The following is a 20,331-nucleotide window of genomic DNA, read 5'->3' as shown; positions in this document are numbered from 1 at the left end:
TTGCGACGAGGCTGTTTATTTTGTCAAGAGATGACTTGGAATATTCGCCGGTGTCGCCGGCGGAGCGTTTGCTGCACCTGCTCAAGACCCGTGGGCCACAATTGGCCAGTGATGCCGGTGAGTTCCTCGGCACCACCGGTGAAGCGGCACGCCAGCAGTTGGTGAAGCTGGCTGCCAGTGGGTTGGTCGAGGCCCGCTCCGAGGTACGCGGGGTAGGGCGCCCGACCCAGGTCTGGCAGCTCACGGCGACGGGGCACGCGCGCTTTCCCGATACCCATTCCGAACTCACCGTGCAACTGTTGCAGACCGTGCGCGAGACCTTTGGTGAAGAGGCTATTGAGCGTTTGATTGACGTGCGCGAGCGCCAGACCCTGGCGTTGTATGAACGTGAGATGCAAGGCGTCAGCGGCCTTAAAGCGCGGGTCGAAAAGCTTGCGGCACTGCGCACACGTGAAGGTTATATGGCCCAATGCAGCGAGCAGCCGGACGGCGCCCTGATCCTGGTGGAGAACCACTGCCCGATCTGCGCAGCGGCGACCGCGTGCCAAGGGTTTTGCCGCGCAGAATTGCAGGTGTTCGAGCAGGTGCTACAGGCCAAGGTCGAGCGCGTGGAGCATATTCAGTTGGGCGCGCGGCGGTGTGCTTATCGGATTCACTGAACGCGCCGCCGATTAAATGTGGGAGCTGGCTTGCCTGCGATAAACGCGGGGCAAGCCCGCTCGCCACAACAGCCCGTTCAGCCTGTAGCACCGCAGCGGTGCGACGATTCGGCACGTCAGCTCCCTTCTCCCAGTGCGACCGCCACCTCCTTGGCCACCTCGATAAACGCCCGCGCCGCCGCACTCTGGTACACCCCTTTGCGCTGCATCAACACCGCTGTGCGCTGCAGCCGCTGCGGCCCCAGTTCAATCGCGACCAACTCGGGATGCGCCCGTGCAATCGCGGCCGGCAATAGCGTCGACAGCGTGGTCCGGCGCACCACCTCGATCAGTGCGCCGATCACATTGGCCTCCATCACCACGCGCGGGCGGATGCCATGCTGGTTGCAGTAGTGGTCGATCTGCTCGCGGGTGGCGAACGCCTTGCTGAGCAAGATCAGCGATTCGCCGTTCAGCGCCTGCAACCCGATGGCTGCCTCGCCTGCCAGCGGGTGTTGGTTGCCGACCACCAACGCCAGGGTTTCCACCAGCAGGGGATAGCTGTCGATGTCGGGCGCGTGCACTTGATCAAAGGCAATGCCCACATCCAGCTCGTCAGCCAGCAACTGGTTCTCCATCTGCTCCTGGGCGACCTCGCGCACGTTCAGCGTGATGTTCGGATAGCGGCGGTGAAAGGTTTCCACCAGCGGCCCTACGAGGTAAGTGGTGAAGGTGGGCGTGACTGCAATCCTCAGCGTTCCACGGCTCAAATCACCCACGTCATGGATTGCACGCTGGCCTTCCTGCAGTTCCTGCGCTGCCCGTAGCGCATAGCGCAGGTACACCTCACCGGCATCGGTCAGACGGGTCTTGCGCCCTGAGCGGTCAAACAACTGCGCGCCGAGGTTTTCTTCCAACTGCCGCACTTGCTGCGACAGCGCCGGCTGCGAGACATGCAGGGCCGTCGCTGCCTTGGTAAAGCCCTGATGCTCGGCGACAGCAAGGAAGTAATGGATATGGCGCGCCAGCATGCTTGTACTCATAAGATTATCTGATGATCTTGATCATATATGAGACTTTTACCTTATTTAAGTGGCTGCGTAACCTTTGCTTCATCGCATCGCGAACCAAAGGAGTCACCCATGCAAGACATCATCGACGGTTTCCTGAAGTTTCAACGTAACGCCTTCCCCGAGCGTGCCGGCCTGTTCAAAGACCTGGCCAACCAGCAGAGCCCGCGGGCGCTGTTCATCTCCTGCTCCGACAGCCGCCTGGTGCCAGAGTTGGTCACGCAGCGCGAGCCGGGCGACCTGTTCGTGATCCGCAACGCCGGCAATATCGTGCCGTCCTACGGCCCCGAGCCGGGCGGTGTGTCGGCCTCGGTGGAGTACGCCGTCGCCGCCCTGCAAGTCAGCGACATCGTGATTTGCGGGCATTCCGATTGCGGCGCCATGACCGCCATCGCCACCTGCAAATGCCTGGACCACATGCCCGCCGTGGCCGGCTGGTTGCGCTACGCTGACTCCGGCCGGGTGGTCAACGAGGCCCGCCAGCATGTCGACCAGCACGCCAAAGTCGCCTCCATGGTGCGCGAAAACGTCATCGCGCAATTGGCCAATATCCAGACGCACCCTTCAGTGCGCCTGGCCCTCGAAGAAAAACGCGTGACGCTGCACGGCTGGGTCTACGACATCGAAAGTGGGTGCATTCAGGCCTTCGATGGCCGCACCGGCCAGTTCGTCGCCCTTGCCGACAACCCGACTGCGCGTGCCGTTTCCTACTAACACCTTCCTTTTTACCCACGGAGATAACCCCATGATCCAGTCGCAAATCAGCCAGACCACTCGCCTTGCCCTGACCGACGTCATCCTCTTGGCTAAAGCCCGCAAAGACCTGTCGTTCGCGCAGATCGCCGCAGGCACCGGCCTGCACGAAGCCTTTGTTACCGCCGCCTTGCTCGGCCAGCACCCACTGCCGGCCAGTGCCGCTCAAGCCGTTGCCGACACCCTGGGCCTGGATGCGGATGCCGTGCTCCTGCTGCAAACCATCCCGGTGCGCGGCAGCATCGGCAACGGCGTGCCGACCGACCCGACCATCTACCGCTTCTACGAAATGATCCAGGTCTATGGCACCACGCTCAAGGCGCTGGTCCACGAGAAGTTTGGCGACGGCATCATCAGCGCGATCAACTTCAAGCTGGACGTCAAAAAGGTTGAAGACCCGGACGGTGGCTCCCGCGCCGTGATCACCCTGGATGGCAAGTACCTGCCGACCAAACCGTTCTGATCAGCTGAGTAACGGCCCGGCGCTGCAAGGCGTTCGGGCTGTAGCAGCCACATTATTTGCGCTGCCTTGAATCCTGCTACGCGGTGCATTTACCGGGTTTGATCCATTCGCGCATCGTATACGGTGCGCTTTTTATGGGTGCAGACCTGGCTTTTCATTAGGGGCCATCCGCTCCAGAAACCCGGTAATCAACCCCACCACCTGCTGCTGAATCACCGCCCGTGGCCGCCCACCCTCGCCATCGCGGCAAATCATGCCATCGCCCGGCGAGCGTTCCTCAATCAACGCGATTGCGCCCGGTTTGCAGATCGACATAAAGCTGAAGTGCGTGGCGTCGCTGATTTCCACGTACTGCGTCGTAGCTTTTGGCAGGCGCTTGACCAGGTTGGCGGATTCCAGGTTGGGGTCCATATCCTCGGTTGGCACGCCACCTGCGATAACCAGCGCAGGCACCTTGAATGCCGCCAGGCTGGCGTCGGTCATGCCGCGTGACAGGCCCAGGTCCAGAGACACGATGGCGGTGACGCGTTTGTCGCTCAAGTCCGCAGCCAGACGCGCTTTGCCGTCGGGTGTCGCGGCGGGGTTCATCTCATGGTAGCCGATGCAACCGCCCAGCTTCGGGTGGGCGGCGCAGTCGCGGGTGAACAGGTCAGGATCGAAGCGCGCGCCGGCGATTTCCAGTACGGTCCAGCCGCCGAGGGAATGGCCGACAGCAGTAATGTGTTGGTTCGCCACCGCGCCAAACTGTTGCGGTTGAGCCAGCACGGCGTCGATAGCGCGGCTCAGGTCGGCCGGGCGTTGCCATAGCTGTGCGGCGGCTTGCGGGTTGCGGTCCTTGGTGGTGGTGCCGGGGTGGTTGACCGCCGCGACGATGTAACCTTTGTGCGCCAATGCACTGGCCAGCCACACCTGATTGCCCCAGTTGCCGCCGTGACCGTGGGACAGCACCACCAGCGGATGCTCGCCCGCAGCCGGCGGCGCGTCGGGCACGGCGAGGGCGCCGATGAAGACCGCGTTGTCGGCGATCAGCGTGGGTTTGGCTGAGGTGGTAGCGGGGTACCACACCACCAGCTCCAGTGGGCGATTGTTGTGCGCATCGTGCAGGGTGGTGGTTTTGAAACCGACCGAGCTTTCGTCGGAGAAAGCGGGGGCGGCCAGGCAGAGCAGGAACAGCGCGCGTAGAGCGGTTTTCATTGTTTTTATCGTCCTTGATGAGGTGGCGCATCATGACGGGAAAAACCCCGTTTGAGTAGAGGGCAGGCGGGACTAGGAAGTAACTGACACACTCCTACTTTTAAGTATGACAGAGCGGTCCTTAGTGTTTTTAGGAAGTGGCTGGCTTACCCCGGTTGATTATTCGTGCAGTGTTGGAGGCGTGAATCCTACTGCGGGAAAAGAGTGTACCGACGGCAGGCTGAGTACTTGATTATTAACTCTAGGGTGATAACGATGAAAAGGTTACTTGCGGTTTCGTATGGTGTTGGTTTGCGTAGAGCGTTGTCAGGCATATTGATTTTTGTGATGTTGCTGGCGATGGGTGTTACTTACGCACAAGAAAGTGTAATCAATAAAAGTAGTAAGCCCGCCGCCATTGTCGTGTTGTCGAATGGCGGATTTGGACTCGCCTTTTTCAATCTTCTCAATGTCGACTTTCCTTCCGGTACTGCAGCGCTGCCCAAAAAGTTGATGGGGATCGAATGGACGACTACTTACTATCCAGATACTGTGGGAGAGTCGGTTGAGTTTTGTTACTTTCGCCCCTATAACAGCGTTAAAGAAAATTGCCGAGCGATTAGTCCGAATTCATCGGGCGTAGTGCTTGATTTTAATGACTTACCTTTTGGTAATGGTGCCGGTGTCACCATTAGACATAATGTTGAAGGGGCCGGCGTACCCGTTGCTAATGCTGCTGGCAACGATTCAGTTACTTACCGTTATAGCTACTAACGAGAGGCTGGGTTGCCTTGCGACCAATCCTGTCGCAGGGCTCCCTTCTGCATCTATGAAAGCAAGCACTGCTTGTTTTATGTGGGGTCAAGTCATGATCAATATCGCGCCTTACACATCGTTGCTTAACCACCGGTTGGCTGACAACCCCGTCACTGCTCATAGCCAATTACCCGTCTTGCCTAACGACGCCGCCGGCGCTTTTACAGGCGCCGCGAGTGAGAGCAATGTCTCGATCCTTTCCCGTCAATTAAGTGAAGCGGCAGCACGCGCTGAAACCCGAGGGGCCGGGCATCTCGATTCGATTTCGGGTGACGGCTATTTCATGGGCAAGGCTCAGCACGACGCCGAAGTTCCAAAGACAGACTCACTGGAATTAATCAGTCGTGCCAAGCAGGCAACCGACTTCCTAAACGGATCTGACAGCAACCCATTCAAAGGCCTTTCTCTCGATCAATTGAGGCTTATTGCTCTCGACGAGGGCGGTCCTTTCACTCTCAACGAGCGGCGCGCGGCTTGGGAAGAAGCCAATAGCTTGACTGTTCTGAATGCGCGGGCATCGTCTTCCGCCCCTGCACCCGACAGCAGGCGCGACCTTATGATCTCCCGTCTGTTCAACGGTTCAGAACCCGAGGTAGCCGACCCTAAGACTAACCGTAACGACCGGCACCGCAACGAATATCTCACCCGCGACGATCGCGACATACTGTCCCAGATGTACGCTTATGCGGATTCGGAGGGTGCTGATCTGGACTATGTTGATAATGTGGCTCGTTGGCTCGCCCACTATCGTGAACACGACAATGGTCGCACGATTAGCAACGTCAATAACGGAAAGGGGTACAACTCAGAAGGCTATATGATCACGGTCAACTTCAAGGAAAAGGATGCTGCCATCGCGTCACGTATCTTGAACGGTACTGCAATCAACAGCACGCGTCTTGACCAAGGTTTTCTACGCCATTTCCTTGATCCCGGGCAGGGCGCACTTATTCATCATGGTGGCATGGCCTTCCTTGAACAGATGGTGATCAAGTTCTCCAATGAAGCGGCGACACAATCTTCGCTTGGCAATGAATTCGCTCAATACACATCGATTGATATCAACGACAATATTGTGATCACCGTGCACAAGGACAAAAAGCTTCCACCTTTCGAGCCTCTGGTTATCAATGACAATGGTGTCTGGAGCGTTACCGAAAAAGGCAGGGCTGCCGGCTATTCGTTGGACCCGCAGACGGGTAGAGCCCGCTGGGCCGATCCCACTGCGGTTGTCCAGCAACCGAGCGGTTCCATCGCAGATACACCTGCCGGTCAAAGGCCGAACAGCTTCATTCTGGAAGCCCTCTCCGGCAATCGTGATCAGCCTGATGCGCGCCCGATCTGGCTGAGCAGCCTATTCAAGTTGATTCAAAATTACCGGCCTTGATTGGGCTGCGGGAGATTTCGCAATCTTTGAGGCAACTAATCGACGCCTAACCTTGGTATTGGCCAACCCAGCCCCATAACTACCCTCGTATCCACTGAGGGCGCAGACCATGACCAACTCAACCGAAACCGCCATCCTTGCCGGCGGCTGCTTCTGGGGCATGCAAGACCTGTTGCGGCGCTACCCTGGCGTGCTGCAAACGCGCGTCGGCTACACCGGCGGCGATGTGCCGAATGCCACGTATCGCAACCACGGCGACCATGCCGAAGCCATCGAGATTGTGTTTGACCCGGCGGTGATCAGTTATCGGCAGATACTGGAGTTTTTTTTCCAGATCCATGACCCGAGCACGCCTAACCGCCAGGGCAATGACACTGGGCCAAGCTATCGGTCGGCGATTTATTACTTGAGTGAGCAGCAGCGCGATATTGCCGAAGATACGGCGGCCGACGTGGATGCGTCGAAGCTGTGGCCTGGTCGAGTGGTCACTGAAATAGAGCCGGCAGGGCCGTTCTGGGAAGCGGAGCCTGAGCATCAGGATTATCTGGAGCGGATACCGAATGGGTATACCTGCCACTTTATTCGGCCGAACTGGAAATTGCCGAAGCGGGCTTGAGAGTTCGCATGACGTGAACCCTGCGCCAATCCAGAATGTGGGAGCTGGCTTGCCTGCGATTACGGTGTGTCAGTCAATAAATGAGTTAACTGATCCTCCGCCATCGCGGGCAAGCCCGCTCCCACATTAGCCTTGTGTTGCCTGGTGCTCAGCGATCTTCAGCGTTAGCCGGCGGCCTCGCGCTCCAGCAGCCTGTCCATCAATAACACCCCCAACTCACTCAACTGGTGAATCGCCAGGGCCACGTCGCGCTGTTTTCCGGTCAAGTCTTCTGACAGGTCGAGCAGTAAGGCGGTGACCGAGGAAAAGGTTTCGTAGCTGTTGGTGATCAGGGTTTCGTTGCTGGCATCGGCCGCGACGTTGAACAGCGAAGGTGGTGACAATGCCGGGTCGGCTTTTGGATTGAGGTAGTGATCAATTGCGCGATGCGCGGCCTGATTGAGTTTCAGGTCCGGTTCGCTGGGAGGGTTCGGCGTTATTTTAAACATCATGTAATTCCTGAATGGAGCCGACACCCTTTCGCTACTACACAAAGAGGGTGGCAGCTGTACGCAGGTTAGTAGACCGGGGAATTACACAAAGCCGGCGCGCCCGAAGGCGCCCTACGCACAGCCACCATCAGGCACAGACAGGAACGTCTGATAGATGAAGCTCATGCACCAAGTGTAATTGACCCCAGGGCTACTAAACCCGATCACTGAGTTGTCAGCGACCGAGCAACCTTAGAGACGCCCACCACAGCGCACAAGCCGGCGGATTCTGACGCAAGCGTAGGCAATGGAGCAAGGCGCTGTGGCTTCGGACTTTCCTGTTTCAGGCTTCGTTGTAGGACATGAGCCTTACGCCAAACAAAATGTGGGAGCTGGCTTGCCTGCGATTACGGTGTGTCAGTTAATAAATTAGTTAACTGATCCTCCTCCATCGCGGGCAAGCCCGCTCCCACAGGGTTGATCGTTCCCATGCTCCGCGTGGGAATGCCGCCTCAGACGCTCCGCGTCCAGCCGCCGACGCCTATTTTAAGGCCTGCGCAATGTGACGCGGAGCGTCACGGGATGCATTCCCACGCGGAGCGTGGGAACGATCATGCGGGTGCTGTGTTGGGTGGTTGATTAGGCTTTGGCTACGCCCACTCGCCACTGCGCGGGCGGCAGCAACCCATTCACCAGGTAATTACCGACGATCCGCGACTTGTACACCCGCGGGTTATGGTTCGCCAACGTGCGCGCATTGCGCCACAACCGGTCCAGCGCCTTGTTGCTGGCCGTGGCGCTGGCGCCCAATGCATCGAACAACCCGGTGGTCGCCGCCAGTGTTGCATCCACCACGGGATTGACCGCCAGGCACACCTCCAATTCCGCCAACGCAACCTGCGAGTCGTCATCCTGCAGCGGCCGGTCTCGCGCAATCACATACTGCGCCGTCTGATCCAGGCGCTGCGCCGCGTGCTGGGTGATGGCCTGTGCGGCGTAGGCTTGGCTGGCGACTTCGCCAATCACTTGCAGCAATTGCACATCCTGGGCTGCGGTGTCGGCGTTGCCGGTGGTGAAGGTGCGGGCGCGCTGGCTGAGTTCGGCGGCGCCGCTGAGTGCGGCGCGGCGGGCGATGCCGGCCAGGGTGGCAAGGTGGTAGATCTGGTAGAACGACTGGCCATAGGCGAAGCGTTGGGTGGTGGGGCGCACATCGTCATCCACCACCGGTGCGTTGTCGAAGAGGCAGGTGCCGCTGGCGGTGAGGCGTTGGCCGAAGCCATTCCAGTCGTCGATGATCTGCACACCGGGCGCCTTGAGGTCGACCACCAGGCTGTACACCACACCGTCTTCGCCGGTGGCCACGGTGTTGATCAGGTCACTGTAGAGCGCGCCGGTGGTGTAGAACTTTTTGCCGCTGATGCGCAGTGTGCCATCGGTGTGGCGGTGCAGGCGGGTGCCGAAATCGCCACGGGCCTGGTTGCCGACTTCGGTGCTGCCTGGGGAAAGCAGGGCGCCTTGGCCGAGGCGGTCGAGCCATTGGGCGCGCCAGTCGCGGTCTTTGGCGCATAGCACGTCTTCGCAAAAGCCAAAATGCCCACGCAGTGCCTGGGTGATGTTGGAGTCGGCGGCGGAAAGCTCTGTCAGCAGCGCAAGCAGTTCAGCGAAGGTCGCGCCTTGCCCGCCGTAACTGACTGGCAATCGCCAGCGTGGCAAACCCAGAGCGTTGAGCTGTTGGATCACTGTCGACAGGCTGGTGCGTGTCTGATCCGCCTCGGCAGCGTGTGCCAGGATCTGCGCAAACAGCGGGCGAAACGGAGCGGCCAGTTGTTCGTAACGGGCGGAGGGCGCAGTGCCCCAGATATTCAATACGGGAGTCGACATGCAATGGACCTTGCAGAAAGGGTTTCAGGCGCGGGGTCCAGTGGTCTGGTGGCGTCACCCTAACTCAGTGGGCAGCAAACTTTTAATACGAAAAATAGCTAACCCACTGTTCGGCGGTTCTATCGATAGTGCACAACAGTATTAAACCCGGCGCTTTTATTGCGTTAGCTTCTACGGGCGCCACGCTCGGCGACTGCCAAAACCCTTCTCTCATTGCCAGACTGCACGCCCACAGATGGTTGAGTCAGCCATTAACTGTGTGGATTCCTCCTATGATCAATCGTCGTAATTTGCTTGCCGTGCTGGGCCTGGCCTCGCTGACACTGCATGGCCCATCGGTGTGGGCGGCAGCGCCGCAGACCCTGACGGTGGGTGACCAGTTCTTCTCCAATCGCATCGTCCTGGAGCTGTCCGGCGAGCTGAAAGACCTGCCGTATCAAATCGACTTCAAACGCTTCAATACCGGCTCCCCGGTGGCCTCGGCGGTCGCCAGTGGCGCGCTGGACGTGGGCATTGTCGGCGATACGCCGGTGATCAGCCTCGCCGCCAATGGCGCGCCGGTGAAAGTGGTCGCCAGCACCCAGACCAGCCTCGATGGCGTGGGCATTGTGGCGCGCAAAGGCATCCATTCGGTGGCCGAGCTCAAAGGCAAAACGGTGGCGATCTGGAACGGTTCGTGGAGCCAGCAACTGGCCTACAAGGCTCTGGATGAGGCCGGTGTGCCGCGCAGCAGCGTGACCTTCAAATACCTGCTGCCGGCCGAAGCCAGCCTGGCGCTGAGCCAGGGCGACATCGATGCCTTCGGCACCTGGGAACCCTACGTGTCGTTGCAGGAAAAAGAGGGCAGCACCCTGATCCGCAATGCCAAGGGCCTGATGAGCGCGCCGACCTACATCGTTGCGTATGAGCCGGCGCTGGCGCAGAAACGCGCGATTATCAAAGATTTTGTGGCGCGTCTCACCCGTGCGCGGGTGTGGAGCAGCAGCCACGTTGATGAGTATGCCCAGGCGTGGTCGAAGGCCAACCAATCTGCACCGGAGATTGCCAAGGTGTGGTTCAAGCGTGATGCGATCAAGGTGCTGCCGATCTCCCCGACCATTGTCGGCGAAGCCCAGGCCACGGCGGATTTCCTGGTCGATGCGCAGATGCTCAAACAGCCTTATGACGTGACGCCCATGTTTGATCAGGCCCTTTAAACGCGGACGAAACACGCGCTAATAGTCTCGGGCGCCTGTTGATACGGGGGCTGAGCTAGGGTTTTTGGTTCCGGTTGGCGCCGGAACAAAAAATTCACTAGCATCAGTATGGAGTAGCCAGTAGGCTACAGGTGAGACTTTGACCAATTCGATCGGCAGGACGCCGGAGTTTGATACATGGCTCGACGGTATGAAGGATCTATGGGGCAAAACGGCGGTGCTGACTCGCCTGGACCGCGCCGAAGAAAACAATTTTGGCGATTGCGAGCCGGCCGGTGACGGCCTGAGTGAAATGCGTGTATTCGTCGGGCCTGGCTACAGGATTTATTTTGTACGCACGGGCATCACGGCCTACCTGATACTGTGGGGCAGTGATAAAACCGACCAAAAAAGAGGCATAAAGCGGGCAAAAGAGATTCTCGATGCCCTGAGAGGTAAATGAAATGAGCAACTCGACATTCAAACCCGAGGACATGCCGATCCTCGATCTTGATACATCCGGCACCAGCGTCTACGAAGCTTCGCGCTTCCTCGACAGCCCGGAAATCATCAGTGCTTATCTGGCACAAAGCATGAAGTCCCAGGACCCGCAGATCCTCATGAAGGCGCTGGCTGAAGTTGCCAAGGCCCAGGGTGTGAACAAGGTGGCCGAGGCGGCGGGGGTCAATCGCGAGAGTCTGTATAAAACCCTGAAGGGCGGCTCTAAAACACGTTTTGAAACGATCAAGAAGCTGATGCTGGCGTTAGGCGTTGAGCTGACTGTGCAGCCCGTTGCAGCTGGCGCGAGCAAAAAAATGCCGCGGCACAACGGACAATAATCAGCAACTGTCAGTTTTCACAGTATCTTTCTCCTTGAAGTCATGGTCTTGTCACACGCTGATGCGAACGTTCCCTAGCCAAAAAACACAAGGCACCGGACCCCGCCTGAGTTGTACTTCAAGGAGATTTAATCATGAGGGTCGTGACCTCAGGCTCTGCTTATCTGGATATAGACGCTTACGCTTGTTGCATAGCCTACGCTGAACTGCTGAATCACCAAGGTGTTCAAGCGCGTGGGGTCAGCAGTGCGCCACTCAATTTCAGCGTTTGCGCCAGTGTGCTCGGTTGGAAGGCCTCGCTGGACGATTACCAACCCGGCGCCGACGATGAGTTCGTGTTGGTGGATGTCTCCGACTACCATCATTTTGACCCGGTCGTGGTACTCGATCAGGTGTGCGAAGTGATTGACCATCATCCAGGCTTTGAAATCCACTGGGCGCAGAAGCTGGGTGCGGATGCTGATATCCGGCCAATCGGTGCCGCGGCAACGCTGGTTTTCCAGCGTTGGGAAAGGTCCGGCCTGCTGCCGCAGATCAGCCGGCACAGCGCTGCGTTATTGGCCACGGCGATTCTGGACAATACCCTGAACTTCACCGGAAAAATGACCGCATCCCTGGATATCTGGGCCTACGAGGTGCTGGCGCGGCGGGCGGGGCTGACGGCGGATTGGCCGCAGCGTTATTTCAGCGAATGCCAGGCTGCGATCGAAGCCGACCTTGAGGTCGCCCTGGCGGCTGATATGAAACACATGACGGCCACGCGCAACCTGCCGCAGCTCATTGCGCAAATGACGGTGTGGGATGCGCAGGGGTTGCTCCAGCGGCATCACGCAGCCATTGAGCAATGGCTGGCGGCGCAAGGTGAGGACTGGCTGTTGAACGCTATCAGCATCCGCGAGCGCAAGAGCTATTGGTTGGCCGAGCCTTCTCTCAGCCAGCCGAAGCTGAGCCTGCTGCTGTCGCTTGATTGGCAAGGTACACAGGCCGTGCTTGGGCGTGCGATGCAGCGCAAGGAGCTGGTGAAGCTGGCCCTGGCTGCCGCACGCGAAGACCTCAGCGTACGAGGCAAGGCCGTTTGTTGTTGAAGGCCCAGCCCGGTATCAAAAACTGCATCGCCACGCTGTCGTCCCGCGCCCCAAGGCCCATGCCTTTGTACAGTTCGTGGGCCTTGGCCACGGCGTCCATATCGATCTCCACGCCCAGGCCCGGTTTGCTCGGCACCTTGACGTAGCCGCCCTCGATTTTCAGCGGTTCCCGGGTCAGGCGTTGGCCGTCCTGCCAGATCCAGTGGGTGTCGATCGCAGTGATGTCGCCCGGAGCGGCGGCGGCCACCTGGGTGAACATCGCCAGGGAAATATCAAAGTGGTTATTGGAGTGCGAGCCCCAGGTCAGGCCCCACTCATTGCACATCTGCGCCACGCGCACCGAGCCTTGCATCGTCCAGAAGTGCGGGTCGGCCAGGGGAATATCCACCGACTGCAGCTGGATCGCGTGGCCCATTTCACGCCAGTCGGTGGCGATCATGTTGGTCGCGGTTTTAAGCCCGGTGGCACGGCGGAATTCGGCCATGACCTCGCGGCCCGAGTAGCCGTTTTCTGCGCCACAGGGGTCTTCGGCGTAGGCCAGCACGTGGTGTTGATCGCGGCATAGGCGGATCGCTTCTTTCAGTGACCATGCGCCGTTCGGGTCGAGGGTGATGCGTGCGTCCGGGAAGCGCTCGGCCAAGGCCGTCACCGCTTCGATTTCTTCATCGCCACTCAATACGCCGCCTTTGAGCTTGAAGTCGTTGAAGCCGTATTTGGCTTTGGCGGCTTCGGCCAGGCGCACCACGGCCTCGCTGGTCAGGGCTTTTTCATGGCGCAGGCGGAACCACTCGTCATCGGCGTCCGCCTCGTTGCGGTAGGCCAGGTCGGTGGCCGTGCGATCACCGACGTAGAACAGGTAGCCGAGCATTTTTACTGCGTCACGCTGTTGGCCTTCGCCCAGCAGGGCGGCTATGGGCACTTCGAGGAATTGCCCGAGCAGGTCGAGCAGGGCGGCCTCCATGGCGGTGACGGCGTGGATGGTGATGCGCAGGTCGAAGGTTTGCAGGCCACGGCCGGCGGCGTCCCTTGAGGCAAAGGTGGTGCGCATCTGGTTGAGGATGCGCTGGTACTGGCCGATGGGTTGGCCGATCACCAGGCTGCGGGCGTCCTCCAGGGTTTCGCGGATGCGCTCGCCACCGGGCACTTCACCGACACCGGTGTTGCCCGAACTGTCCTTGAGGATCACGATATTGCGGGTAAAAAATGGCCCATGGGCGCCGCTCAGGTTCAGCAGCATGCTGTCGTGGCCGGCGACGGGAACGACTTGGAAATGGGTGACGACGGGCGTGGTCATGGCAGGATCCTAATAAGCTTAAAGAGGTTTGCTGATAGCGGTGCCTGTTGCTGCAACGCTCTGCGGCGCCAGCACGGCAGAAGGCGAAGTCTTGGCAAAAAACACCAGGATGGCCGCCAGCACCGAGGTGCCGGCCAGGCCATACAGGCCGCCCTGGATCGAGCCGGTGGTCTGCTCCAGAAAGCCGAAGGTCGTAGGCGCCACGAAGCCGCCCAGGTTGCCGATGGAGTTGATCAGCGCGATCACTGCAGCGGCGATGCGCACATCCAGGTAACCCTGTGGGATTGGCCAGAACAGCGAGGACGCGGACTTGAACCCGATGGCCGCAAAGCAGATCGCGACAAAGGCGAAGATCGGCCCGCCGGTGGTGGACATGAACATGCCGGCGGCGGCAATCAACAGCGCGGCGGCGACCCAGGCTTGCTGGAACTTGAACTTGCCCGACAGCGCGGCGAAGGCGTACATGGCGATGATCGAGATCAGCCACGGGATCGAGTTGAAGAAGCCGACCTGCACGTCGCTCAGATCGCCCATCTTCTTGATGATGCTCGGCAGCCAGAAGGTCGCGGCGTAGATCGTCAGCTGGATGCAGAAGTACAAGGCGCAGAACAGCAGGATCTGGCGGTCCTTGAGCAGCTTGGCAATGGTCGGTTTGATGGTGGTCAGCGCCTCACGCTCGCGCTGTTCCTGGTCAATGGCGCCCACCAGCGCGTCCTGTTCTTCGCGGGTCAGCCATTGGGCGTCGTGGGGTTTGGAGTCGAGCCAGAACCACACAAAAAAGCCCAGCGCCACTGAAGCCAGGCCTTCGATGGCAAACATCCATTGCCAGCCGTGAAACCCGAACCCTTCTATCTGCAGAAGTGCTCCCGACAGCGGGCCGGAGATCAGCGACGCAACCGCCGAGCCACTGAGGAAAATGGCGATGGCTTTACCGCGCTCCACGCCGGGCAGCCAGCGCGTGAAATAGTAAATCACCCCAGGGAAAAACCCCGCCTCGGCCACGCCCAGCAGAAAGCGCAGGACGTAGAACTGGGTTTCGTTCTGGATGAACGCCATCAGCGTGGCGACGATGCCCCAGGTGAACATGATGCGGGTCAGCCAGATGCGCGCACCGACCTTTTGCAGCAGCATGTTGGAGGGCACTTCAAAGAGCGCGTAGCCGATGAAAAACAACCCGGCGCCCAAGCCGTAGGCGGCCGCGCCGATACCCAGGTCATGCTCCATGTGTGTGCGCACGAAGCCGATATTGACCCGGTCGATGTAGTTGAGAATAAACATGATCACGAACAGTGGGAGCACGTGGCCCTTCACTTTGCTCACGGCGCGCGTGAGGACCGAATCACTTTCTGGAGCGGCAGATGCGTGGTTTGAATTGTTCACAATTAAAAAACTCCCCCTGATTTATTTTTATGCGGGTTTGCGTGTTTTGTTGCCAGACATCATACAAGTGGTTTTCTTGAGTTCGCAATGCACCTGCAACTGTTTTTGTTCTTATAAGGCTGCTGATTGGTTGTGTGTTTTGGTTATTTGTCTAGCGTTTGTTGGGTGTATAGATCGATCGGCGATGTAGTTATCGCGATCTTTACCTTCACGCACGGCCCGCAAGGGCCAGCGAGCATTGCGTCATTCTGGTTGGTTGTCATACAAGTTGTGAGCTTTATGAATCAAGCCAGCGCCTACTCGGGGCAGGGTGTTAAGCTCCCCTCAGCCAACCCCGTGGACCCATAGTGATGCCCATTGAAAGCGCAAACCCTGTGCGTAAACGTTCCAATAACCTCGCCCAAGGTGTGGTCGAGGCGCTGACCCAGCGCATCCTGCTGGGCCAGCTCAAACCCGGTGAAAAATTGCCGTCCGAGTCCAGCATCGTGCTGGAGCATGGCGTGAGCCGCACAGTGGTGCGCGAGGCGATCTCCAAGCTGCAGGCGTCGGGGCTGGTGGAGACGCGTCACGGCATCGGCACCTTTGTGTTGGTGCAGCACGCCCAGCAAGGTTTGCGTTTGCATGTGGACACGGTCGCCAGCGTGCGTAACATGCTCGAGCTGCGCCTGGGCCTGGAGGTGCAAGCGGTGGCTTTGGCCGCGCTGCGCAGGAGCGACGAACAGCTCGCACACATGCGCCAGGCGCTGGACGATTACCAGGCCTCGCTGGCCAGCAACGACAGCTGTGTGGAAGAGGACAAGCGCTTTCATCAACTGATCGCCGAGGCCACCGGCAATACCTTTTTTACCGAAATCATGCTGCACCTGGGCAGTGCGATGATCCCGCGCACCCAGGTCAAGGGCGTCGAACGCGGCGGGGCCGACTTCGCCAAGCTGGGGCAGTTGGCGAACCTTGAGCATGAGGCGATCTTCAATGCCATCAAGCGCCAGGACCCGGACGCGGCGCGGGCCGCCATGGTGCTGCACCTGACCAACAGCCGGGACCGGTTTTCCGGGGAATGACAAGGAACCACCGTTGAACGAACACACATTGTCCATGCGCCTGGAGCGCGTGGCCGCCAACGTGCCCGCTGGCGCGCGCCTGGCCGACATCGGCTCGGACCACGGCTACCTGCCGGTGGCCTTGATGCGCCGTGGCGTGATCACGGCAGCGGTGGCGGGGGAAGTGGCGACCACGCCCTTTTACGCAGCCCAACGCACCGTGCGCGACAATGGCCTGGAGCAACACATCAGCGTGCGCCTGGCCGATGGCTTGGCGGCGATTGAACCGGGCGATGGGATCACCGCGATCAGCGTCTGTGGCATGGGCGGCGAGACGATCCGCGACATCCTCGACAACGGCAAGGTGCACCTCAGCGGCCAGGAACGCCTGGTCCTGCAACCCAATGGTGGCGAGCAACCCTTGCGCCAATGGCTGATGGACAACGGCTATCGCATCCTCAGCGAAGAGTTGCTGCGGGAAAACCGCTTTTACTACGAGATCATCGTGGCCGAGCGCACAGGCGCCGTGACCTATACCGATCAGCAGCTGTACTTTGGCCCGTTGCAAATGCAAGCCCGCAGCCCGGAGTTCCTGGCCAAGTGGCAGCGGATGCTGCGCCAGAAGCACAAGACCCTGGCCAGTTTTGAGCAGGCACGCCAGGCGGTACCGGAGCAAAAACTGCAAGAAATTGCCCAGCAGGCGCGGTGGATTACCGAGCTGCTGGCGTGAAGTGACTTGTAACTTTTCCTACGCCTGTGCAAGGATCTGCCCATGACTCAATTTTCGCAAAGCAACCGCCATCATCCCCACGGACCTTCCTTCAGGTGCCGTGGTTGCTTGCGCTCACTGATTGACCAGACCCACTGATCACTCAATGAACCCCACCCAAGGCGCCTATGGCGCCTTTTTTATTGCCTGCAAACACTGGAGATTCAACCCATGACAATGCTACGTGGAACCCGAATGGTCACCGGCAAAGAAGCCGCAACGATGCGTGAAGTAGAGGGCCGTTTCCGGAGCTATCTTCATCGAAGCGGGCGCTGAAGAAGTCATCGTGCCGGCTCTTTGGGGCCAGGACACGTTTATCGAAAAAACCGGCGGCAGTGAAATCATCGGGCAGATGTGGGCCTTCGATGACAAGGCGGGCCGCAAGTGCTGCCTGATCCCGGAAGCCACTGCGCTGTTCCAGGAGCGCAACGCCGACTTGCTCGAGGGGCGCGCGGCGGCGATGTTTTTTTACGTGGCGCGGTGTTATCGCTATGAGCGGCCGCAAGCCGGCCGTTATCGTGAGTTCACTCAACTGGGGCTGGAGATTCTAAGCCCTGACCCTGGGTTGGCGTTGCAGCGCAGCCAGGCCCTGTGTACTGGGTTTCTGGACACGCTGGGGCTCGACTATGCGCTGAACCTGGCCGTGAAACGTGGGCTGAGTTACTACCTGGAGGGCAACGGCTTTGAGGTGCGCTGCCCGACATTGGGTGCGCAACAGCAAGTCGTGGGCGGCGGGGCTTACCGTGAAGGCGCGGGCTTCGGTATCGGGCTTGAGCGGTTGGTGCTGGCGTTGGCGTGAAGCACCAGGCGTCTCCCAGTGGGAGGCGCCTGCTTTGCTGGCCTCGAATATGCTCCAATAGCCGCCTTCTTTTGCTGACCCAGGAACCCTGCCATGGCCGAGACCACCGACCAAGCCTTCTACGACCGCGCAGATGCGCATATCGAACTGTCGAACGAGCAGCTCAAGACCTGTGAAAACCTCGGTGAGGTCAGCGCCTCGATGATGTTCGGCACCACGCGCTTCAATGCCTGGGCCAGCGCCCGCAACTTCAAGTCCGGCGCCGAGATGGCCGAGGCCCGTGAGGCGATGCTGAAGTATTTCTGTGATCAGTACAGGATGATGCTTGAGGATAACCTGGATGATCACATCAATAATTTCAGTCAGTACATGCGGGTGAAAGTGGCGGATTAAGAGGGTGGTGGGGGAGGGGCTGTGTGCTTGGCAGCCCACAGTTACCGTTTCACTCTCGTCATTGAGTGTTTTTGCCCCATTTTTGCGCACGCCCGCGCACTTTTTGATTGCCGCACCGCCTATCTCCGGCCCCTCCTGCAACGGCCCGTATCTTGCTAGAACCAAGCTAATCAATGACATGGCATTTTGCTTCTAGTCATTTCCAGCTTGTTTTTGGGAGCGGTCGGCCATGCACACTCTTTTATCACCCGGTATCCATTTGCTCGGCCGTTTCGGTTTTGCGCGCAAATTCCAGGTGCTGTTTTTCCTGTTCATGCTGCCCCTGGCCGGGAGCCTCTGGATGATTGGCTCGGACTATCGCGGCAAATTGAACGTGATTACCAGCGAGCAGTCCGGCGTGCACCAACTGCTGGCCCTGGACACGCTCGATGGCCAATTGACTGCGCAACGCAACCTGGCCGCGCGCTGGAAAGCATTGGATATCCTCCACACCCCAACCCCTGCCGCCCAGGCAGCAATGGATAAAGTGGATGCAGGCAACCCGATGATTATGCAAAGCCTGCAAGGCTTGGGTGAAGCACTCAAAGCCCGCAACGCCAGCGCCGACACGCTTGCGCGGTTCGAGGCATTGCAGGCGGCGGTCAAGGGCATGGACACCCAGTCCCTGCGCACCGTGGGCTGGTGGCCGGACGGCTACGACCGTTTCACTGCTGCGTTGACGGCGCTGCAAACCTTGCGCGAGCAAATCACTCTGGATACTGGCCTGATCCTCGATCCGTGGCTGGAAACCTACCTGCTGATGCAGATCTCCACCCAGCACACCCCGGACCTGATCGAGCGCATCGGTCGCACGGCCAGCGTCGGCCAGTCGTCCATCGCTTCGGGGCAGTTCACCTTGCAAAGCCGCTTGCAGATGCGCGACCTGCGCGGCCGTATTGGCGATGCACGTGACCAATTGGCCAAGGCCGCCGCTTCGCTCAAAGCCAAGCAATATCCTGGGATCGAGCCGTGGACGGCGCAATATGACAGCAGCCTGCTGCTTCTGGATAACGAACTAAAAACCTTGGATGAAGGCGTGTTTGGCGGCACCATCAAATTGGACACCGCCGCCTTCGACCGCAGCGTCGACAGCATGTTAGGCGCGTTGGGGGCGTTGCGCAGCCAGTCGCTGAACTCACTGGATGCGCGCCTGAGTGACTACCGCGAGCGTTCGCTCCAGCACTTTATTCCGGTGGCGGCGACGTTCAGCCTGCTGGCCCTGGCCGCGTTGTACTTGTTTACCTGTCTGCAAGCCTCGATCCGCCGCAGTGCCAGTGGCATCACCACGCTGGCCGAGTCGTTGCGCGACGGTAACCTGTGCGTCGAAGTGGCGGTAGAAGGGCGTGATGAATTAGCGGCCATCAGCCGGGCGCTCAACGTTGCCGTGGTGCAATTGCGCACCAGCCTGCTGGGCGTCAATCACGAAACCCAGCAACTCGGTTCTGCCGTACTCACACTTAACGCGCAGTCAGGCAGCACCCTCACCGAGGTGGAAGACCAGCAACACCAAATCAGCCAGATTGCGGCCGCCGCGACCCAATTGGCCGCCACCTCCATGGGCGTGGCCAAGAGTTGCGAACAGGCCTCGGGCAGCGCGCAGCACACAAGGCGCATCGCCGAAGACAGCAGCCGCGACAGCCTGCGCACCACGGCAAGCATCCAACAGCTCAACCAGCGCCTGACCGACACCGCCAACGCCCTGGAACAGGTCAGCCAGCAGGGCCAGCAGATTCAATCGGTGGTCGACACCATTCGCGGCATCGCCGAACAGACCAACTTGCTGGCGCTCAACGCGGCCATCGAGGCTGCGCGTGCGGGCGAGCAGGGCCGTGGGTTTGCCGTGGTGGCCGATGAAGTGCGCAGCCTGTCGCAACGCACCCAGGCGTCCACCGCACAGATCGCCGGCACCGTGGACAGTTTGCGCGCAACTGTCAGCCAGGCGGTCAGCCTGATGGGCGCGGCGTGCGACCAGGCATTGACCGACGCCGAATCCGTCACCGGCCTGGGCACCCGCCTGGGCGAAATTGCCGGTGCGGTGCAACACGTCACCGACACCCTGGCGCAGATCGCGGCAGCGGTGGAAGAACAGGCTGCAACGGCGGATGAGGTCAGCGGCAATATCCAGCAGGTCGACCAGGCGGCAGGGCGCTTGCTGGACGGCGCACGGGCGGTGAATCAGGCGGCGGATACCTTGCGCAAGGGCAGCCTGGCGCTGAGTGATAACACGGCGCGCTTTCGATTGGGCTGAGGC

The 20,331-nt window shown here is 59.8% G+C and carries 21 protein-coding genes; 15 read left to right on the top strand and 6 right to left on the bottom strand.

What is annotated here, in order from left to right; genetic code table 11:
- The first annotated feature begins 35 nt into the window (after positions 1-35).
- Positions 36-659: a metalloregulator ArsR/SmtB family transcription factor gene (locus tag HBO41_RS00190; protein WP_205894401.1), complete on the top strand. Its 624-nt coding sequence runs from the start codon at positions 36-38 to the stop codon at positions 657-659.
- Between the two features lie 116 nt (positions 660-775).
- Here the strand turns inward: HBO41_RS00190 and cynR are convergent, their stop codons facing one another.
- Positions 776-1,669, bottom strand: a complete 894-nt coding sequence (gene cynR / locus HBO41_RS00185) for a transcriptional regulator CynR (RefSeq protein WP_169985250.1) — start codon at positions 1,667-1,669, stop codon at positions 776-778.
- Positions 1,670-1,780: 111 nt separating this feature from the next.
- Between cynR and HBO41_RS00180 the strand changes: the two genes are divergently transcribed.
- Positions 1,781-2,422 (top strand): carbonic anhydrase, encoded by a 642-nt coding sequence (locus HBO41_RS00180; RefSeq protein WP_017136973.1) that lies wholly within the window; start codon positions 1,781-1,783, stop codon positions 2,420-2,422.
- A gap of 31 nt (positions 2,423-2,453) precedes the next feature.
- A complete protein-coding gene (gene cynS / locus HBO41_RS00175; protein ID WP_169984735.1) occupies positions 2,454-2,924 on the top strand; it encodes a cyanase in 471 nt (156 codons plus the stop codon).
- Positions 2,925-3,056: 132 nt separating this feature from the next.
- Here the strand turns inward: cynS and HBO41_RS00170 are convergent, their stop codons facing one another.
- A complete protein-coding gene (locus tag HBO41_RS00170; RefSeq protein WP_169984733.1) occupies positions 3,057-4,118 on the bottom strand; it encodes an alpha/beta fold hydrolase in 1,062 nt (353 codons plus the stop codon).
- Between the two features lie 255 nt (positions 4,119-4,373).
- On the opposite strand from HBO41_RS00170, the gene HBO41_RS00165 reads away from it, so the two are divergent.
- The 3 genes from HBO41_RS00165 (at position 4,374) to msrA (ending at position 6,916) form a co-directional block, all read left to right on the top strand.
- A complete protein-coding gene (locus HBO41_RS00165) occupies positions 4,374-4,871 on the top strand; it encodes a hypothetical protein (RefSeq protein WP_169984731.1) in 498 nt (165 codons plus the stop codon).
- Positions 4,872-4,965: 94 nt separating this feature from the next.
- Positions 4,966-6,300, top strand: coding sequence for a hypothetical protein (locus HBO41_RS00160; RefSeq protein ID WP_169984729.1), 1,335 nt, complete (start codon positions 4,966-4,968; stop codon positions 6,298-6,300).
- Between the two features lie 109 nt (positions 6,301-6,409).
- Positions 6,410-6,916, top strand: a complete 507-nt coding sequence (msrA, locus tag HBO41_RS00155; RefSeq protein ID WP_169984727.1) for a peptide-methionine (S)-S-oxide reductase MsrA — start codon at positions 6,410-6,412, stop codon at positions 6,914-6,916.
- 164 nt (positions 6,917-7,080) lie between these two features.
- Here the strand turns inward: msrA and HBO41_RS00150 are convergent, their stop codons facing one another.
- Both HBO41_RS00150 and HBO41_RS00145 read right to left on the bottom strand, forming a co-directional pair.
- Positions 7,081-7,404, bottom strand: a complete 324-nt coding sequence (locus HBO41_RS00150; RefSeq protein ID WP_138451181.1) for a DUF6124 family protein — start codon at positions 7,402-7,404, stop codon at positions 7,081-7,083.
- Positions 7,405-8,025: 621 nt separating this feature from the next.
- Positions 8,026-9,267, bottom strand: coding sequence for an acyl-CoA dehydrogenase family protein (locus tag HBO41_RS00145; protein ID WP_169984725.1), 1,242 nt, complete (start codon positions 9,265-9,267; stop codon positions 8,026-8,028).
- Between the two features lie 272 nt (positions 9,268-9,539).
- On the opposite strand from HBO41_RS00145, the gene HBO41_RS00140 reads away from it, so the two are divergent.
- The 4 genes from HBO41_RS00140 (at position 9,540) to HBO41_RS00125 (ending at position 12,366) form a co-directional block, all read left to right on the top strand.
- Positions 9,540-10,463 carry an ABC transporter substrate-binding protein gene (locus HBO41_RS00140; RefSeq protein ID WP_169984723.1) on the top strand — a complete coding sequence of 308 codons (924 nt, stop codon included), beginning with the start codon at positions 9,540-9,542 and terminating at the stop codon, positions 10,461-10,463.
- Positions 10,464-10,602: 139 nt separating this feature from the next.
- A complete protein-coding gene (locus HBO41_RS00135) occupies positions 10,603-10,905 on the top strand; it encodes a type II toxin-antitoxin system RelE/ParE family toxin (protein WP_169984721.1) in 303 nt (100 codons plus the stop codon).
- A 1-nt stretch (position 10,906) separates the two neighbouring features.
- Positions 10,907-11,281, top strand: a complete 375-nt coding sequence (locus HBO41_RS00130; RefSeq protein ID WP_138451474.1) for an addiction module antidote protein — start codon at positions 10,907-10,909, stop codon at positions 11,279-11,281.
- Positions 11,282-11,415: 134 nt separating this feature from the next.
- Complete coding sequence (locus HBO41_RS00125) at positions 11,416-12,366, top strand: DHH family protein (RefSeq protein ID WP_169984719.1); 951 nt, start codon at positions 11,416-11,418, stop codon at positions 12,364-12,366.
- On the opposite strand, the gene gudD is transcribed toward HBO41_RS00125, so the two are convergent.
- Together gudD and HBO41_RS00115 are read right to left on the bottom strand one after the other, a co-directional pair.
- Positions 12,335-13,660 (bottom strand): glucarate dehydratase, encoded by a 1,326-nt coding sequence (gene gudD / locus HBO41_RS00120; protein WP_138451478.1) that lies wholly within the window; start codon positions 13,658-13,660, stop codon positions 12,335-12,337. The two genes, HBO41_RS00125 and gudD, sit on opposite strands and share 32 nt — an antisense overlap.
- Positions 13,661-13,678: 18 nt before the next feature.
- Positions 13,679-15,040 carry an MFS transporter gene (locus HBO41_RS00115; RefSeq protein WP_017136960.1) on the bottom strand — a complete coding sequence of 454 codons (1,362 nt, stop codon included), beginning with the start codon at positions 15,038-15,040 and terminating at the stop codon, positions 13,679-13,681.
- Between the two features lie 350 nt (positions 15,041-15,390).
- Between HBO41_RS00115 and HBO41_RS00110 the strand changes: the two genes are divergently transcribed.
- The 5 genes from HBO41_RS00110 to HBO41_RS00090 all read left to right on the top strand — a co-directional run bounded on the left by HBO41_RS00110 (position 15,391) and on the right by HBO41_RS00090 (position 20,328).
- The gene (locus tag HBO41_RS00110; RefSeq protein WP_099548970.1) at positions 15,391-16,101 is read left to right on the top strand and encodes a FadR/GntR family transcriptional regulator; all 711 of its coding nucleotides are present in this window, start codon (positions 15,391-15,393) and stop codon (positions 16,099-16,101) included.
- A 13-nt stretch (positions 16,102-16,114) separates the two neighbouring features.
- Positions 16,115-16,810 carry a tRNA (adenine(22)-N(1))-methyltransferase TrmK gene (locus tag HBO41_RS00105; protein ID WP_169984717.1) on the top strand — a complete coding sequence of 232 codons (696 nt, stop codon included), beginning with the start codon at positions 16,115-16,117 and terminating at the stop codon, positions 16,808-16,810.
- A 292-nt stretch (positions 16,811-17,102) separates the two neighbouring features.
- Positions 17,103-17,648, top strand: coding sequence for an ATP phosphoribosyltransferase regulatory subunit (locus HBO41_RS00100; protein ID WP_026013702.1), 546 nt, complete (start codon positions 17,103-17,105; stop codon positions 17,646-17,648).
- 93 nt (positions 17,649-17,741) lie between these two features.
- A complete protein-coding gene (locus HBO41_RS00095; RefSeq protein WP_017136956.1) occupies positions 17,742-18,041 on the top strand; it encodes a DUF3144 domain-containing protein in 300 nt (99 codons plus the stop codon).
- A gap of 229 nt (positions 18,042-18,270) precedes the next feature.
- The gene (locus tag HBO41_RS00090) at positions 18,271-20,328 is read left to right on the top strand and encodes a methyl-accepting chemotaxis protein (protein ID WP_169984715.1); all 2,058 of its coding nucleotides are present in this window, start codon (positions 18,271-18,273) and stop codon (positions 20,326-20,328) included.
- Positions 20,329-20,331: the final 3 nt, after the last annotated feature.

Origin of the sequence: Pseudomonas sp. WS 5146 (assembly GCF_012985495.1) — a bacterium.
Lineage (GTDB): Bacteria > Pseudomonadota > Gammaproteobacteria > Pseudomonadales > Pseudomonadaceae > Aquipseudomonas > Aquipseudomonas edaphica.
The sequence above is the reverse complement of the archived record's forward strand: the minus strand, read 5'-3'. Positions and strand labels throughout refer to the sequence as shown.

Bases quoted from the DNA above. Each gene is read 5' to 3' on its own strand.
- cynR (WP_169985250.1), bottom strand. From the start codon at position 1,669: ATGCTGGCGCGCCATATCCATTACTTCCTTGCTGTCGCCGAGCATCAG.
- HBO41_RS00170 (WP_169984733.1), bottom strand. From the start codon at position 4,118: ATGAAAACCGCTCTACGCGCGCTGTTCCTGCTCTGCCTGGCCGCCCCC.
- gudD (WP_138451478.1), bottom strand. From the start codon at position 13,660: ATGACCACGCCCGTCGTCACCCATTTCCAAGTCGTTCCCGTCGCCGGC.
- HBO41_RS00160 (WP_169984729.1), top strand. From the start codon at position 4,966: ATGATCAATATCGCGCCTTACACATCGTTGCTTAACCACCGGTTGGCT.
- HBO41_RS00090 (WP_169984715.1), top strand. From the start codon at position 18,271: ATGCACACTCTTTTATCACCCGGTATCCATTTGCTCGGCCGTTTCGGT.
- cynS (WP_169984735.1), top strand. From the start codon at position 2,454: ATGATCCAGTCGCAAATCAGCCAGACCACTCGCCTTGCCCTGACCGAC.
- HBO41_RS00110 (WP_099548970.1), top strand. From the start codon at position 15,391: ATGCCCATTGAAAGCGCAAACCCTGTGCGTAAACGTTCCAATAACCTC.
- HBO41_RS00140 (WP_169984723.1), top strand. From the start codon at position 9,540: ATGATCAATCGTCGTAATTTGCTTGCCGTGCTGGGCCTGGCCTCGCTG.
- HBO41_RS00150 (WP_138451181.1), bottom strand. From the start codon at position 7,404: ATGTTTAAAATAACGCCGAACCCTCCCAGCGAACCGGACCTGAAACTC.
- HBO41_RS00165 (WP_169984731.1), top strand. From the start codon at position 4,374: ATGAAAAGGTTACTTGCGGTTTCGTATGGTGTTGGTTTGCGTAGAGCG.
- HBO41_RS00130 (WP_138451474.1), top strand. From the start codon at position 10,907: ATGAGCAACTCGACATTCAAACCCGAGGACATGCCGATCCTCGATCTT.
- HBO41_RS00125 (WP_169984719.1), top strand. From the start codon at position 11,416: ATGAGGGTCGTGACCTCAGGCTCTGCTTATCTGGATATAGACGCTTAC.
- msrA (WP_169984727.1), top strand. From the start codon at position 6,410: ATGACCAACTCAACCGAAACCGCCATCCTTGCCGGCGGCTGCTTCTGG.
- HBO41_RS00095 (WP_017136956.1), top strand. From the start codon at position 17,742: ATGGCCGAGACCACCGACCAAGCCTTCTACGACCGCGCAGATGCGCAT.
- HBO41_RS00180 (WP_017136973.1), top strand. From the start codon at position 1,781: ATGCAAGACATCATCGACGGTTTCCTGAAGTTTCAACGTAACGCCTTC.
- HBO41_RS00145 (WP_169984725.1), bottom strand. From the start codon at position 9,267: ATGTCGACTCCCGTATTGAATATCTGGGGCACTGCGCCCTCCGCCCGT.